Origin of the sequence: Flavobacterium sp. (assembly GCF_044369455.1) — a bacterium.
Classification (GTDB): domain Bacteria; phylum Bacteroidota; class Bacteroidia; order Flavobacteriales; family Flavobacteriaceae; genus Flavobacterium.
This window is the reverse complement of the sequence record NZ_JBIPLW010000001.1, coordinates 258682-275760: the sequence shown is the minus strand read 5'-3', so window position 1 is coordinate 275760 and position 17079 is coordinate 258682. Positions and strand designations below refer to the sequence as shown.

Annotated in this window: 10 protein-coding genes; 4 read left to right on the top strand and 6 right to left on the bottom strand. The window is 34.1% G+C overall.

The genetic code is table 11. The features are described 5' to 3' along the window. Positions 1–37 precede the first annotated feature (37 nt). The 6 genes from ACIQ2L_RS01165 to ACIQ2L_RS01140 all read right to left on the bottom strand — a co-directional run bounded on the left by ACIQ2L_RS01165 (position 38) and on the right by ACIQ2L_RS01140 (position 8023). The gene (locus ACIQ2L_RS01165; RefSeq protein ID WP_396155614.1) at positions 38–1867 is read right to left on the bottom strand and encodes a glycoside hydrolase family 13 protein; all 1830 of its coding nucleotides are present in this window, start codon (positions 1865–1867) and stop codon (positions 38–40) included. 37 nt (positions 1868–1904) lie between these two features. Continuing rightward, on the bottom strand, positions 1905–2312 hold the full coding sequence (locus tag ACIQ2L_RS01160) for a GxxExxY protein (protein WP_396155612.1): 408 nt from the start codon (positions 2310–2312) through the stop codon (positions 1905–1907). 81 nt (positions 2313–2393) lie between these two features. Continuing rightward, entirely contained in the window at positions 2394–4697 is a 2304-nt protein-coding gene (locus ACIQ2L_RS01155) for a glycoside hydrolase family 65 protein (protein ID WP_396155610.1), read from the bottom strand. Positions 4698–4779: 82 nt separating this feature from the next. Continuing rightward, complete coding sequence (gene pgmB, locus ACIQ2L_RS01150; RefSeq protein ID WP_396155608.1) at positions 4780–5445, bottom strand: beta-phosphoglucomutase; 666 nt, start codon at positions 5443–5445, stop codon at positions 4780–4782. Further along, positions 5446–6810: an MFS transporter gene (locus ACIQ2L_RS01145; RefSeq protein WP_396155606.1), complete on the bottom strand. Its 1365-nt coding sequence runs from the start codon at positions 6808–6810 to the stop codon at positions 5446–5448. A 187-nt stretch (positions 6811–6997) separates the two neighbouring features. After that, on the bottom strand, positions 6998–8023 hold the full coding sequence (locus tag ACIQ2L_RS01140) for a LacI family DNA-binding transcriptional regulator (protein ID WP_396155964.1): 1026 nt from the start codon (positions 8021–8023) through the stop codon (positions 6998–7000). Positions 8024–8249: 226 nt separating this feature from the next. On the opposite strand from ACIQ2L_RS01140, the gene ACIQ2L_RS01135 reads away from it, so the two are divergent. The 4 genes from ACIQ2L_RS01135 to ACIQ2L_RS01120 all read left to right on the top strand — a co-directional run bounded on the left by ACIQ2L_RS01135 (position 8250) and on the right by ACIQ2L_RS01120 (position 16997). Next, entirely contained in the window at positions 8250–11249 is a 3000-nt protein-coding gene (locus ACIQ2L_RS01135; RefSeq protein ID WP_396155604.1) for a SusC/RagA family TonB-linked outer membrane protein, read from the top strand. A 9-nt stretch (positions 11250–11258) separates the two neighbouring features. Further along, complete coding sequence (locus ACIQ2L_RS01130) at positions 11259–12881, top strand: RagB/SusD family nutrient uptake outer membrane protein (protein ID WP_396155602.1); 1623 nt, start codon at positions 11259–11261, stop codon at positions 12879–12881. Between the two features lie 17 nt (positions 12882–12898). Next, complete coding sequence (locus ACIQ2L_RS01125) at positions 12899–14026, top strand: SusE domain-containing protein (protein WP_396155600.1); 1128 nt, start codon at positions 12899–12901, stop codon at positions 14024–14026. Positions 14027–14093: 67 nt separating this feature from the next. Continuing rightward, the gene (locus ACIQ2L_RS01120; RefSeq protein WP_396155598.1) at positions 14094–16997 is read left to right on the top strand and encodes an alpha-amylase family glycosyl hydrolase; all 2904 of its coding nucleotides are present in this window, start codon (positions 14094–14096) and stop codon (positions 16995–16997) included. The last annotated feature ends 82 nt before the right edge of the window (positions 16998–17079 follow it).

Genomic DNA, 17079 nt, shown 5'->3' with positions numbered 1-17079 from the left:
ATGAAAATTAATTTATCTTAACTTCTTAACGGTAAATTTATTTCAATTCTAATACCAAAGCCGATTTTCCTTCAATTGTTATTTCATTGTTTAAATCGATTATTTTTCCACTAAAAATATCTTTTCCACCCAAATGATTTTGAATACTTTCGGAAAAACGATTGGTTTTGAATGTTTGTGAGTCAATGCTGTTATTGATAATAACCATAACACTTTCGGATTGGTTATAACGGAAATAGACATATACATTATTTACAGGTACATAATGTTTCATTTTGCCAAAATGAATGACCTCCTTTGATTTTCTCCAGTTTAATAATTTTGAAGTAAAGTCGAAGTATTTTTGTTGTTCTTCCGTTCTTCCGGCTTTGGAAAACGCATTATTCGTATCGCCATTCCATCCGCCCGGAAAATCTTGTCGAATATCGGCATCACCTTTGTCTTTGTTGCCTGCCATACCAATTTCGGAACCATAATATACTTGTGGAATACCTCTAATGGTTGCAATTAAGGTCATGGCCATTTGATATTTTCTAAAATCGGGATACAAATGATTGAATCGTTGTGTATCGTGATTTTCGATGAAGGTCAATAAATTATTTGGGTTTGGATATAAAAAGTCGTTGGTGAAATTTTCATAAACTTTGATTATTCCTTTGTCCCAGGATGATTGGTCTTCGTTAAAAACGGATCCAAAAGCATCGTGTAAAGTGAAATCCATAACACTTGGCAAGTTAGAGTTGAAGCTTTCTATAGCGCCAATTTTACTGTCTTTTTGCCAATATGACATTTGTGCTTGATCGTGCATCCATACTTCGCCTACAATATTAAAATTTGGGTATTCATCGGTAATAGATTTGGTCCATTTTGAAATGCCTTCTTTGTCGTTATAGGAATAGGTATCAACTCTTAATCCATCCAAATCGGCATATTCAATCCACCATATTGCATTTTGAATAAGATAATTTAAAACCAATGGATTGGATTGATTTAAATCGGGCATCGATTTCACAAACCATCCATCCATACAGTTTTTAGCATCAATGGCGGAGGCATTACTATCAAACTGAGTGGTCATTCGGTAATTGGATTGTGTAAACTCCGGAAATTGGTGTACCCAATCATACGTTGGTAAATCTTTATATATCCAATGCTGCCAACCCCAATGATTGGTTACATAATCCATAATGTTTTTCATGCCACGATTGTGCAATTCGGCACTTAGTCGCAAGTAATCTTCATTAGTTCCATACCGGGGATCTATTTTGTAAACGTCCGATTGTCCGTAGCCGTGATAAGAATACGTTGCATCATTGTCTTCGCAAAGTGGTGTAGGCCAAATAGCTGTAACCCCTAATTCTTTGAGGTAATCTAAATTTTTTATGATGCCATTTATATCACCTCCATGTCTTCCGCCTGGAAGTTGGCGATTTGATTTTTCGGTAACCGATTTTTCATTGTCGTTGTTTGGGTTGCCGTTGGCAAATCGGTCAGGCATTAAAAGATACATCACATCGGAACTGTCATATCCTTTGCGAAATTGAGAGTTTGGTCTTCTTTGTTTTAATTCGTATTTATGGGTAAAAGCTACTTTACCTTTACTATTAAAACTAAAAGTTAGTTCAGAAATCGGAGCGTTTTTTGTATTAATTGTAACAAAGACATAGTTTGGGTTCTCTGTTTTTTTGATGTTTTCGATGACTATTTTATTGGATACGGTTACATCATATTGGGCAATGTTTTTTCCGTAAAACATAATTTGAACACTTGACAAGTTCATTCCGGCATACCAAAAAGGTGGCTCGGTTTTGTCAATTTGCGCGGTTGCTGAAATTGAAATTAATAGTAAGAAAATAATTTTTGTCATTTTGTTGGATTTAATATTAAGAAGTTAAGATTTTGCATTAAGTTTCATTAAGGTTTTTGAATATTTGATTTACTAAGGGTTTTATAGACTTAGTAATGTTGTCTGTATAAAAATTTATTAATAAACCTTGAGGTTTTTCTAGTAAGCTCATATAAGTTAATAGTTGGGCTTCATGAACAGGTAGAATGTTTTCAATTGATTTTATTTCAACTATAATAACATCATTAACAAGTAAGTCTAGTCTTAACTCCGTTTCTATTTCAATACTTCTATATTTTAGTTTTACTTTTTTTTGAGTTTCAACTTTAAATCCTTGAAATTCTAATTCTTCTTTAAGACATTTTTCATAAACACTTTCCAATAAACCCGGACCAAGTATTTTGTGGACTGTTATTGCACAGCCAACGATATCATAACTTAATTGTGTTACTTCCTTTTTGGTCATTTTTTGGCTATAAAAAAGAAGTTAAAGTACTTCAAAAATCTTAATGAAAACCTTAACCTCTCTTAATTTCTTAATGTTAAATTAAACTGTAACCAAACTATTTGGTTCTACTAAAAATTCTTTGCCGTTAACAAAAACAGCAATTGTATTTTCACCTTCTAGAGTAAAATTAGTTTCATTTTGATGTACAGCAACTTTTAGTATTTGGTTTCTAAAATTGATTTTGAAGGAAAAGCCATTCCATTCTTTTGGAATCCTTGGCTCAAAATGTAAGGTGTTATTTTTTACACGCATTCCTCCAAAACCTTCCACAATGCTCATCCATGTACCTGCCATAGAAGTAATATGTAAACCTTCCTCAACTTCTTTATTATAATCATCTAAATCCAAACGAGACGTTCTCAAATAGAACGTATACGCTTGTTCCATTCTTCCTAATGTTGCCGCTTGAATAGAGTGTACGCACGGCGAAAGCGAACTTTCATGCACTGTAAATGGTTCGTAGAAATCGAAATGTTTTTCTAATTGCTCTTTACTGAAATGATCTTCAAAGAAATAGAAACCTTGTAACGTATCGGCTTGTTTTATATAAGGAGAACGTAAAATTCTATCCCAAGACCATTTTTGATTTATTGGTCGTTGCGATTTGTCTAAATCGTGCACTTTTACCAATTCTTTGTCCAAGAAACCATCTTGCTGCAAATACACATCGTGCTCTTCCGAAAAAGGGAAATACATATGGTCGGCTACTTTTTTCCAATGTAAAATCTCAGCGTTATCCAATTTGACTTTACTCATAATTCGAGCAAAATCTTTAAAGTATTCTTTTTCAACTCGATTGATTTGTTCCATAGTATAATCAATACACCATTTGGCTAAATAATTAGTATAGAAGTTATTGTTGACGTTGTTCTCGTATTCATTCGGACCAGTTACACCCAAGATCACAAACTGATTTTTTTGGGTAGAAAAAGTCGCTCTCTGATGCCAAAAACGGGCAATTCCTATTAAAACTTCTAATCCTTTTTCGGGTATATAACTATAGTCTCCTGTAAATCTGTAATAGTTAAAAATGGCAAAAGCGATGGCACCATTTCTGTGAATTTCTTCAAAGGTGATTTCCCATTCGTTGTGACATTCTTCGCCATTCATGGTTACCATTGGGTACAAAGCAGCACCGTTTGTAAAACCTAATTTTGTTGCATTTTCAATCGCTTTGTCTAATTGGTTGTAGCGATACGCTAGCAAATTTCGAGCTACTTGCTGGTCTTTGGTAGCCATATAAAACGGAATGCAATAGGCCTCAGTATCCCAATAGGTGGAACCTCCATATTTTTCGCCAGTAAATCCTTTAGGGCCAATATTTAAACGCGAATCTTTTCCTAAATAGGTTTGATTGAGATGGAAAATATTGAAACGAATTCCTTGTTGCGCTTTTACATCGCCATCAATAGTAATGTCGCTCATTTCCCAGATTTTTGCCCAGGCGTCGATTTGATTATTCAATAATTGGTCGTAGCCAAATGACAATGCTTCTGCAATAACATTTTGAGCCGCAACTTGAGTGTTTTCATGATTCATTGAAACGGTGTAACCGCCCAATTTTTGTATGGAAGCCGTTTGACCTTTTTCAACAGCAATTTGATAGGTAAACGCAACTTTATCTTTAGAAGTTTCAACATTTGATGGCGATACATTCTGATTTTTGCCATCTAACAAAATACTATTTTGCATGAAAGTTGTTGCCGTGAAATGCGTCTTGAATGTTCGTGCCGTAACAAAAGCTTGATTAACATTGTGTTCAATACTTATTGGTTCCCAAAATTTTTCTTCCCAGTTGGCATCTTCGTTGTGAACTCCAGCATCAACATAAGGTTTGAAAACTATTTTAACATCACAATTTAATGCTGTAATTTCATAATTTATCACACCAACTTCATCTAAATCTAAACATAGAAAACGACAAACTTTAACTTCAATTTCAGTATCATTTTGAAGAGTGGCATTGAAAGAACGGTAATAAATTCCTTCTTTCATATTCAATTCACGACGGAAGTTTGAAACCGATTTGCATGTTGCCAAATCAAGGTTTTCGCCATTGATTTCGATGTTAATTCCAATCCAGTTTGGAGCGTTCAGTACTTTAGCAAAATATTCTGGATACCCATTTTTCCACCAACCCACTTTGGTTTTATCGGGATAGTAAATTCCGGCAATATAACTTCCTTGAAATGTTTCACCCGAATACTGTTCTTCAAAATTGGCACGTTGTCCCATGGCACCGTTTCCGATACTGAATAGGCTTTCGGAGGATTTTACTTGCTCTGCGTCAAATCCTTCTTCTATAATCGACCAGTTATCTGGTTTGATATAATCTTGATTCATAAGCCCCTCTTTATCTCCCCAAAGGGGAGAAAACTAATAGTTAATAATTATGTTATTTTTAAGTCCTCTATAAAGCCCCTCATTAGGAGGGGTTGGGGAGGCATAATGCTTCAATAAATGAAGTATCCATAAAGGTAAAATCTTTAAAATTGTATTTTGCTTCATGTAGAATTCTTTCATCACCAATTCCGACGCTAGTCATTTTGGCACTATTAGCTGCCTGTATTCCTGCTACAGCATCCTCAAAAACAATTGAATTCTCGTTAGATACATTTAGTAATTTTGCACCCCTCACGAAAACTTCAGGATCAGGTTTAGCATTGGTTACATCATTTCCATCAACAATAGCATCGAACAAATGCAGTATTTTTACTTTTTCTAGTATAGGTCGGGCATTTTTACTTGCCGAACCTAATGCGATTAGCTGTTTTTTTTCTTTAATAAATTCTAAAATATTGAGTACACCAGATAGAATTTCGGATTCATCCATGTGTTCAATATAGGAGAGGTAATCCTCATTTTTTTGTTTTAGCCATTTGTTCTTGTTTTCTTCTGACGCTTCGATATTTCCAAGTTTCAAAATAATATCTAAGGAACGCACACGGCTAACGCCTTTTAATTCTTCGTTGTGTTCAGGGGTAAATTCGATACCTAAATCGCTAGCTATTTTTTGCCATGCTAAAAAATGATATTTTGCAGTGTCAACAATAACGCCATCTAGATCGAAGATGAATGCTTTTTTAGTCATTTATTTTTGTATTACGTCATCAACATCTTTTACTTTTACTACCAATGTAGCTGCAATCAGAAAACTAACACCGCTGGTAATGATGGCATAAATGGCATGGTCATTATATAAATATTTTACAATTGGGCCACCAATTAGAGCGTTAATGATTTGTGGAATTACGATAAAGAAATTAAATATTCCCATATAAACACCCATTTTCTTTGGCGAAATGGCTCCAGCTAGAATGGCATAAGGCATAGAAAGAATACTAGCCCAAGCAATACCAACTCCAATCATGGAAATTACAAGCATTTCTTTGTTAGGCATAAAATACATAGATAGCAAACCTAAACCACCTGCAATAAGTGAAATAGTGTGGGTTGTTTTTCTTCCGAATTTTTTGGCAAGCATTGGTAAAAAGAACAGAGCTACTAATGCTGAAACTAAGTTGTACACTCCGAATATTACGCCAACCCAATCTCCAGCTTCTTGAAACTTTGGACTGGTATGGTCTTCAACAGGTAATCCGTAAATATGCTGTGCTATGGCTGGTGTTGTAAATACCCACATTCCAAAAAGTGCAAACCAAGAAAAGAATTGCACCCAACTTAATTGTTTCATAGTGGTTGGCATCTTTCTGAAATCCTCAAAAATATCCATCAAACCTGATTCTTTTAATTCTCCGTCTTTTTCTAGAGCATGTAGATGCGCTTGTTCGTCTTCAAACTTGTTTAATTCTTCAGGAGAATATTCTTTGGTTGAAAAGAGCGTTACCAAAATAGAACCTACCAAAACAATAGCACCAATAATGAATGAAATTATTAAGTGATGTGGTATTTTTCCATCTTCGGCACTGTTTGAAACCCCGAACCAATTGGTTAGCACATAAGGCAACCAGGAACCGATAACGGCTCCAAATCCAATAAGTGCAGTTTGAATACTAAAGCCCAATGTTCTTTGGTCAGAACGTAAATTGTCTCCAACTAATGCTCTGAAAGGTTCCATTGCGATATTAAAGGAAGCGTCCATTACCATTAACATTCCAGCACCAACCCATAAGGCAGGCATAAATGCAATAAAAATATCAGCCTGCGGCATTAATATTAAGCCTACAGAAGCCAGTAAAGCACCCGCTAAAAAAAACGGTTTTCTTCTCCCAAATCTTCCCCAAGTATTATCGCTATAATGACCTATTATAGGTTGAACAATTAACCCCATTAAAGGAGCAATTATCCAAAACCAAGATAGTTCATGAACATCGGCGCCAAATGATTGAAGAATTCTGCTAGCGTTAGCATTTTGAAGGGCAAAACCCATTTGTATCCCCAAGAAACCGAAACTCATGTTCCAAATTTCCCAGAAACCTAATTTACGCTTTTCCATTATCGCAATTTAATGATTTATAATACGATAAGCGAAGTGCTTATCAAAACTTTAATTTAGTTCGAAGTAAAAGTATAAGCTTTGATAATTGTCGTAAAGATAACAAAGAATTTAAATTGAGTTAATTTTAGGTAAAAAAAATAACAGATTGCGGTTACGCAAACGTTTTTTTGTTGATAAAAATCTTTTAAATAGTAGAATCTCTTTCTATCAATTCGGTTTCAATAACTTCTGTGCTGTATTGCTCGTCTTGTTGTTCTTCTTCTTCAGATTCCAATCTGTCGATAAGCATTTTAGCTGCTTTCCCACCCATTTTTATTCCGTTTTGACTCACTGTTGAAATACTTGGGGTAGAATATTTTGAGATGATTCCGTCTGTAAAGCCAATAATAGAAAGTTCTTCTGGGACTTTAATATCATGTTTACGGGCTAATTTTATAGCGGTTACTGCAAATAGTTCGTTAACAGCAAAAATGGCATCTAATGAATTGTTTAGTAATAAATTTTCAATTGATGTTTCAAAATTTTCGGTGTCTTCAATTCTTAAAATGAGATTTTCATCCACTTTCAAATCATTGTTTTTTAAAGCTTTGACATAGCCTTCCGTTCTTAGTTTGCCAACACTTACATAGTCAACAGTCGTAATCAAGGCAATTTTTTTGAATCCTTTGTTAATAAGAAATTGAGTAGCATTGAATGCCGCTAAATTGTCATCGATAATTACTTTATCGCATAAAATATCATTTGTTACTCGGTCAAACATGACAACGGGCATTCCTTGATTAATGACCTCAATGATATGATGAAAATCTTTCTTTTGTTGCGTTTCTTTAGAAAGCGACATAATAAAACCATCGATACTACCATTGGCTAACATTTCCATGTTAATCACTTCTTTATCAAATGATTCGTCCGAAAGACAAACAAGAACATTGTACCCATTTTCATTAGCCACACTTTCTACACCACTAATTACCGTAGCAAAAAAATGATGAATAATTTCAGGAATAATAATACAAATTGTCTTTGTCTTTTTATTTTTTAAACTAAGCGCAATATTGTTCGGTTTGTAGTTATAAAGTTTGGCGAATGCTTGCACTTTTTGTCGGGTGTCTTCGCTAATTTCTAAGCTATTTTTTAATGATTTTGAAACGGTAGATATGGACACATCTAGTTCTTTGGCAATTTGTTTTAATGTTACTTTTTTTCTCATCATTGTGAATGTGATAAATATTAAATTCTGAATAAAGGTATAAGATATTTTTTATACCGTCAATTTTAACGTTAATATATTATAAAAAGCAAAAAGTTTTCAACACGAAAACGTTTTCGGTACACATTTAACGTATGTTTATTAGGTATATCCTAATTTTTACATATATTTAACACTCGAAGTAAAAGTACAAGCACAAAATTATTTTTTAACCTAAACAAAATGTATGAAAACAATTTACAAAAAGTTGTTATTTTTATTCCTAATGCTGCCTTTCAGCGTTCTTGCACAGAACACTTTAAGTGGTGTTGTTCTTGATGCAAAATCAAATCAACCCTTGCCAGGAGTAAACGTAGTAGTTCAAGGTGCTAATAGTAGCACATCAACAGATTTTGACGGAAAATTTAAAGTAGGAGGTCTAAAAAGCGGAGACAAAATCGTCTTTTCTTATGTAGGATATAACCCCAATACTTTGAATTATTCTGGACAAAATGAAGTAACAATTTCTTTAGAAGAAAGTGCCAACCAATTACAAGAAGTTGTAGTTCAGGTAGGGTATGGTACAGTTAAGAAAAAAGATGCGACGGGATCTGTTTCACTGTTATCTTCAAAAGATTTTAATAAAGGTGCTAACGTAACTGCGGAAAATTTACTTTCAGGACGAATTGCAGGAGTAACTATTAATACAGGTGGTGGTGCGCCAGGTAGTGGTAGCCAAATCAGAATTAGAGGGGGTTCTTCACTTAGTGCATCTAATGACCCATTAATTGTAATAGACGGTCTTCCAGTTACTAATGATTCTAATGTTGGAGCAACTTCTATATTAGCTTCCTTAAATCCAAATGATATCGAAAGTTTTAACGTTTTGAAAGATGCTTCTGCTTCTGCAATTTATGGAGCAAGAGCTGCTAATGGTGTAATTATTATTACTACAAAACGCGGTGGAAAAAAACTGTCAGTAGATTATAATTTTCAATATGGTTCAGGACGTATAATGAATAAGGTTGACGTTATGAATGCTCAACAGTATTCAAGTTTTTTACAACAAAATCATCCAACCAGAATTGGTGAATTGGGAATTATAAATCCTACTATTGTTGATAATCCTTCTACACCTCAAAATGAGGCACAACAATTATATAATACAGACTGGCAAGATGCTATCTACAGAAGAACAGACTTTGTAGATAATAACTTGTCTATTAGAGGTCAATTGTTCAATAGAATTCCAGCTAAGTTAACTATTAATAACACCTATCAAGAAGGACTTAGATTGACTAACGAATTTACTAGAAATAACGTTTCTATAGCTTTAAATCCAAGGTTCTTTGATGATCATTTAAAATTAAATGTTTCGGCATTCTACAGTAACGAACGTAATCGTTTTGCAAATGGGGTAGAAGGAACTGCTATTCGTTTTGACCCAACGAAACCAGTTTATAATCCTTTTAGTAATAACTTTAGTGGTTTTTTTGAATATGAAAACCCTAGTGACCCAACGGGATTAGCGGCACAATCGCCAAGAAATCCTGTTGCTGATTTGTTACAAACATACGATAAAGGTGTTAATAACAGGTTTTTAGGAAATTTCGAAATCGATTATAAATTTCATTTTTTCCCAGCTTTAAGAGCTGTAGTTAATTTAGGTTTTGATGAGTCTAATGGTGTTAGAAGAATTAACAAAGGAACCGTTGGTGTTGGTTCAAGTGAGATATTGAACAATGAATTTATTGGAACCAGTATTTATGATGAAGATACTAGACGAAATAAATTATTAGATGTCTATTTTGTGTATAATAAGAGGTTTGGTACTACGAGTGTAGAGGCGACCGCAGGATATTCATATCAAAAGTTTCAATATAGTGGATTTAGAAGTGGAAACAGAAATAATCCAACAACAGTTGAAAGCTTTCCTGCAAGTCCTGATGAAGTGTTAATAGGTTATTTCGCAAGAACAAATATTGGATTTAAAGATAAATATATAATTACTCTTGCCATGAGAAGAGATGGAACCTCCCGTTTTTCAGAAGAGAACCGTTGGGGTAATTTTCCATCAGCCGCTTTTGCATGGAAAATGAAAGAAGATTTTTTCAAAGATAGTAAGTTAATTTCTGATTTAAAACTTCGTATAGGTTGGGGTATTTCTGGACAACAAGCTATTCCTGTAGGAGATTTTTACTTACCAAGATATACTACTGGATTGCCAAATTCACAGTATAGTTTTGGAGGAGATTCCTTTTTAGTTGGAGTGCCACAAAGCTACAATCCAAATTTAAAATGGGAAGAAACTACTTCTTATAATATAGGTTTAGACTATGGATTGTTTAATGGAAAAATTTCTGGGGGGCTGGATGTTTTTTATAAGTTAACAGATGACTTGTTCTTTAACGAGACACCATATGCTGATGGTAGTAATTTCGGTAATCAAGGACCCGCAAATGGAGGTAGTTTTTCAACAAAAGGTATTGAACTAAACTTAAATGCGGATATTGTTAATAACGATAATTTTAATTGGAATGTTAATTTCAATGCAACTAAGTTTGAAAGAAGGATAGAATCTTTACCAGCTGGAGTAGATGAACAATTTACTGGATCTTCAGGTGCTGGATTTGGTGGGACTTCACAAATTAGAAGAGTTGGATTTACGCCAGATTCCTTTTTTGTATATAAACAATTATACAATACTGATGGTTCTCCTATAGATGGTGCCTTTGCAGATTTAAATGGAGATGGAATTGTTAATGAAAATGACCGTTATCTATATAAGAATGCCGATCCAGATGCTGTTTTTGGTTTTTCATCAAATATGAACTACAAAAATTTTGATTTTTCATTCTTCCTAAGAGCAAGTGTTGGGAACAGAGTACTTAATCAAGTAAATGCTACAAGAGCTTATTCTGATTATGCTGTCAATAATGATGGTCAGTTGGCAAACATACCAAATTCATTTAATGATACAGGATTTGTTGTTCCTACAGGAATAATAGCATTATCTGATATATATGTTGAAAACGCTTCTTTTTTAAGAATGGATAATATTACTTTAGGATATACTTTTCCTAAATGGTTAGAAGGCAAAGCGTCATTACGATTATTTACAGGAATTCAAAATGCATTTGTTATTACAAAATATTCTGGTTTAGATCCAGAGATTAACGGAGGATTAGATAATACTATATATCCTAGACAAAGACAATTTTTATTTGGGGCTAATTTAAAATTTTAAAAAAAAACTATGAAAAAAAGTAAGTTTAATTTTGTTTATATCCTTTTTGCCGCTATGATGTTTACATCATGTGAAAGTGATTTGGATATTACACCAGAAAATCCACAAGTTTTTCTTTCAGAAGAATTTTTTGCAACGGAAGACGCATATAAAAAAGGGTTGGCAGGTGTTTATGGTAATTTGGCTTTAACAGGTACCGACGGTCCAACCTCCTCTAACATAGGTGGAATTGACGCAGGTACAAGCCAATACGGACGTTGTTTGTGGTATATGCAAACGCTTACTACAGATGAGGCTATTTGGAGTTATGAAAATGATGGAGGTGTAAGAGATTTACAACGAAACATTTGGACTTCAGATAATGTAATTGTGAGAGGTATGTTCAGTAGAGCAATGTTTCATGTAGCATTGTGTAATGAATATTTAAGACAAACAACTTCTGATAAACTTTCATCAAGAGGTGTTACAAATGCTACACTTTTAAATGATATCGAAGATTATCGAAATGAAATAAAAGCAATGCGTTCTTTAGCGTATTATCACTTAATGGATTTGTTTGGAAAAGCAGCCTTTAACACCGAAGACCAACCTGTAGCAGTAGCAGGTGTTGAGTACAACAGACAACAATTATTTCAATACATCGAAAGTGAATTAACAGCTTTAATACCTGAATTAAAAGCTCCTCGCACGAATGAGTCTGGTCGTTTAGATCAAGCATTTGCTCGAATGATTTTGGCAAAAATTTATTTAAATGCTGAAGTGTATATTGGTCAAAACAGATATCAAGATTGTATGACACAATGCGATGCAATTATAGCCGGAGGTTATGCTCTAGAACTTAATTACTCAGATAACTTTAAAGCTGATAATGACACTTCTACTGAAATGATTTTTGCCATTCAGTCCGATGGTTTAGTAACTCAGAATTATGGGCCAACAACTGTTATGATAAATGGATCTGTTGGATCACTCGAACAAAATGGAATTTCTCTTGGCGTAGGTGCCGGAGGATGGGGAGGAGCTATCCGACTAAGAAAACAGTTTGTTGAAAAATTTAATGGTTCTGATTTTGATTTTGATGCCAGAAAGAACATATCAGGTGGCGGAAGTAGATCTCTTGATATCTTAGACATTAATAATAGAAATCAAGGTTATATTTTGGCTAAATATGCAAATGTTAGTTCAAATGGAATTCCTGGAGTAAATTCAACGTTCGTTGATACTGATTTTCCACTTTTCAGATTGGCCGATGCTTACTTAATGTATGCTGAAGCTCAAATGAGGAAAGATGGAGCTACTAATGGAAGTTCGCAAGCAAACGCTACTTCACAATCGTTGAGTTATATCAATGCTCTAAGAGAGCGAGCCAATGATGGAAATTTTGCTAATGTTGCTACGAATCAAGTTACGCTAGATTTTTTACTTGATGAAAGAGCAAGAGAATTACATTGGGAAGCTCATAGAAGACAAGATTTAGTTCGTTTTGGCAAATATTCTGGAGGGAACTATATCTGGGCATGGAAAGGAAATGCTGCGGGTGGTGTAGCAATATCATCAGATAGAAACTTATTTCCAATACCTCAATTAGCTTTAGTAGCAAATCCTAATTTAACACAAAATACAGGTTATTAATCAAAAAATATATAAAAATGAAAAAAATAGTAAAATCAATTTTTGTAATTGCAATTAGTGCTTTTCTTCTAACGTCATGTGAAGACGAACAAGATTTAAAGTTTATTACACCAGCACAATCATTTTCAATCATAACTCCATTAACTGGTGATTCTGTTATATTAAATGAAAACACTCCATCTAATCCAGGAATATCTATGACTTGGTCACAGCCTGATTTTTCAACACCTACTGAAATTCAATATTCAGTTGAGTTAGCACCTGTAGGATCTGACTTTTCTAATGCACAAGTTTTAGCGACTACTACAAGTGAGTTCATTACTGTTCAATCAGGACAACTTAACTTTGCCGCTTTAGTAGCAGGTGCAACACCTTTTGTTCAAAGCCCAGTAGATATTAGAATTAAAGCAACTGTTGGTTCAACAGACCCAGTTTATTCAAATACTATTACGTATTCAATTACTCCTTATGGTTGTTTAGGACAATTTGCTGTAGGTGCTGGAATACCTTCTGCAGGTTGGAATTGGGATAATCCTTTAAACCTTATTTGTGATGATAATGTTTTGACAGCAACAGTGACTTTTGCCAACGATACTTTTAGGTTTTTTACCGAAGAAACAAACTGGGGTTCTGGAAGAAACTTTCCTTATTATACTGGTTTAGGATTTAAAATTGGTTCAAATTTCGAGAATGCAAATGATGGAGATTCTAACTTTAGATTTGTTGGTACTCCTGGTGTTCATCGTTTAAAAATTGATGAAAATTCAAAGACAATTACTGCTTTTCAAGGTGCTACGTCAGCTAATTCGTATTGGTTAGTAGGCCAAGCTACTCCTGGAGGTTGGTCTTGGAATGGTAATAACGAGTCTGAATTAGGATTAATTGCACCAGGTGTTTATGAGGCTATTATAAGATTTAAGCCAGATGGTGATGCTAATTTTAGAGTTTGGTTAGCAAATGATGGAACTAATGCTAGTTGGGGTTCACCTAACAGAAACTTCCCTTCTTTTGCAAATGATGGATACACTATAGATTCTGAATTAGTTAACGCTAATGATGGTGATTCTAATTTTAAATATATTGGACCAGACGCAGTAAGAAAATTTACTGTTAACACTATTACAAAAGTAATTTCTGTAGATTAATCAATTAATAAATTTAATTATAAATGGACTGAGAATATTTTCTCAGTCCATTTTATATCTTAAAACTATGAAAAAGAATTTTTTAATTTTAATATTTTTGTCGCTGTTTTCAGTTTTTTCTTTTGGACAAGTAACCACTTCGCCGTCACCTGTGATTGCTGATCAAGCGGCTACTCTTACATTTAATAAAACTGGAACAGAATTAGCTCCTTACACTGGAATTATTTATGCTTATATAGGTGTTACGGTAAATGGCGTTCGATTTCAAAATATTAAAGGAAGTCCTGTTTTTGTCAGTCCATTGCATCCGCAAATGACACAAGTGGGGACTTCTTCAAATTACACCTTAACAATATCACCAGATTTATATACGTACTTCGGAGTTCCGACAAATAGTTCCATCACTGAGATTTGTGCTGTTTTTCGATCAGCGGATGGGGCTTTGCAATCTAGACCCGATTATTTCATTCCAGTTGGTGCATTCCAATATAATTTGACGTCACCAGCTTTAAATAGTAGTAATATTATAGCAAGTGGTTCTAATGTTGCGATTACAGCAAATAATACTAACGGAGTTGCAACCTATCAATTGTTTGTTAATGGTTCGTCAACAGCACTAAATTCTCAAACAACTGCTACATATTCTTATACAGATACTAATGTCACTGTAAATAAAAATTATGTTTTAAGAATTACCCAAGGAAATACAACTTTCACTCCTAAATTTTCCGTTATTATAAATCCTGGTTCTCTAACAGGTGCATTACCCTCTGGTTTAGTTGACGGAATAAATTACAACCCTACAGATCCCACCAAGGCAACTTTAGTAGTAAATGTCCCTTTTAAAAGTTTTGTATATGTTGCAGGAAGTTTCAACAACTGGCAACCCACGGCCGCATTTGCAATGAAGAGAGATAGCGCGGCTGGTTCTACCAAATATTGGCTAGAATTAACAGGTTTAGTTCCTGGGCAAATATATGCTTACCAATATTGGGTTTGTGATGTGGTTAATTTACCTGCTGGTTCACCAGCAATTGTTAAAACTGCCGATCCTTTTTCAACCTTGGTATTATCACCTTTTGACGATCCAGAAATTATAACTTTAGGTGCTTTTCCTGGACTTCCTGATTATGCAACTATTGCACCGGGACAAGAACGTGAGGTTACTGTTTTACAAACGGGTCCAAATACGTTGTTTTCATACAATTGGAGTAGTGCGACAACCAATTTTGTAAAACCAAAAAAGAAAGATTTGGTTTTTTACGAAATTCTAGTTAGAGATTTCGATGCAAATAGAACCTATCAAGATTTAATTAATAGATTTGACTATTTTAAAAATCTTAAAATAAATGCCATCAAAATAATGCCAGTAATGGAATTTGAAGGTAACATGAGTTGGGGTTATAATACCGCTTTTCATATGGCATTAGACAAAAGATATGGTCCGCCAACCAAGCTTAAAGAATTTATTGACTTATGCCATCAAAACGGAATTGCAGTAGTTTTAGATTTAGCATTAAACCACGTTTTTGGCCGTTCACCTCTTGAAAGAATGTGGATGCTTGATCCAGATAACGATGGCTGGGCAAATACAAACGCAAATGGGGAAAGAACAACCTCCGAAAACCCTTATATTAATTTAACACCGAAACATTCTTATAACGTTGGTAGTGATATAAATCATTTTAGAGAAACAGGACCAGGTGGGAATTTAGCAAATACCTATTCAATAAGAACTATTCAATATTGGATTAATGAATTTAAAATTGATGGATACCGTTGGGATTTAACAAAAGGGTTTACCAACGCCTGTTCAAGTTCTGATGAAGGTTGCACAAACAACTACCAGTCAGATAGAGTTGCTAAAATGAAATGGTATGCTGACAATCAATGGGCTGCAGATCCAAATTCATTGGTCATATTCGAACATTTAGGAACTGGTGGTTCAGCAACAGAAGAAGTTGAATGGGCAAATTATTTAAGAAGTGGGGATGCAAAAGGAATTATGCAATGGCGTAAAATGACCGATCCGTATGCCAATTTATTAAAAGGTAATTTTGCCGATTTAAACGGTGTAACTGATCCGTCTGATAGAATGATTGGATATGCCGAAAGCCATGACGAAGAGCGCGTGGTTTATAAGGCATTAAATGAAGCGGGTCAAACTCAAGGAAATTTATTTAAAGTGCATCAAAGACTTCCTGCCATGGGTGCTGTACTGTTTTTAGTGCCAGGGCCAAAAATGATGTGGCATTTTGGTGATTTAGGTTGGGATAGATCATTGTGGACATGCAACAATGGAAACGTTTCTTTTTCAAATCCAGATTGTAAATTAGATACTAAACCACAACCACAATGGACTGAAAATTGGTTACAAGATGCGAATAGAAGTGCTATTTATAATGTTTGGGCAAAAATGATAGATTTAAAGAAAACAGAACCTGTTTTTGAAAATGGTCAATTTAGTTGGAATCTATCTCAAACAGGCAGTCCGAGATTAGATGTTTACACAAGCACGACCCAAACTGCCGCTTTAAGCTATGTTTTTGTAAGAACTAATTTTTCTGATAATACATTAAATACGTCTGGGTTTTTCCCTTTTACAGGAACTTGGTATAATTTAATAGATAATACTTCAATTAATGTAACATCTACGACTCAAAATATTTCTATTGAGCCAGGTGGATACAGAGTTTATGGCAATAGACCATCATCATTAAGTTCTCAGGAATTTGATAGTATCAATAATCTAAGTATTTATCCAAATCCAACAACTGGAACATTTAGTATAAATCATGTAGTTACTAAGGTCGAAATATACTCAATAACAGGACAATTAGTAAAATCATTTGATACCATTTTATCAGAGAATGATCTATTTGATGTAAATGATTTGTCTAATGGAGTTTATATGGTAAAAGCGATTGATCAAAACAATAGTTCAAAAACCATGAAGTTAATAAAACAATAATAAGGTTAGAATTAGTACTAAGTAGTTTGTTTAAAAGCCACGTTTTTTTAAACGTGGCTTTTTTATTAGTAAAATAACTGCC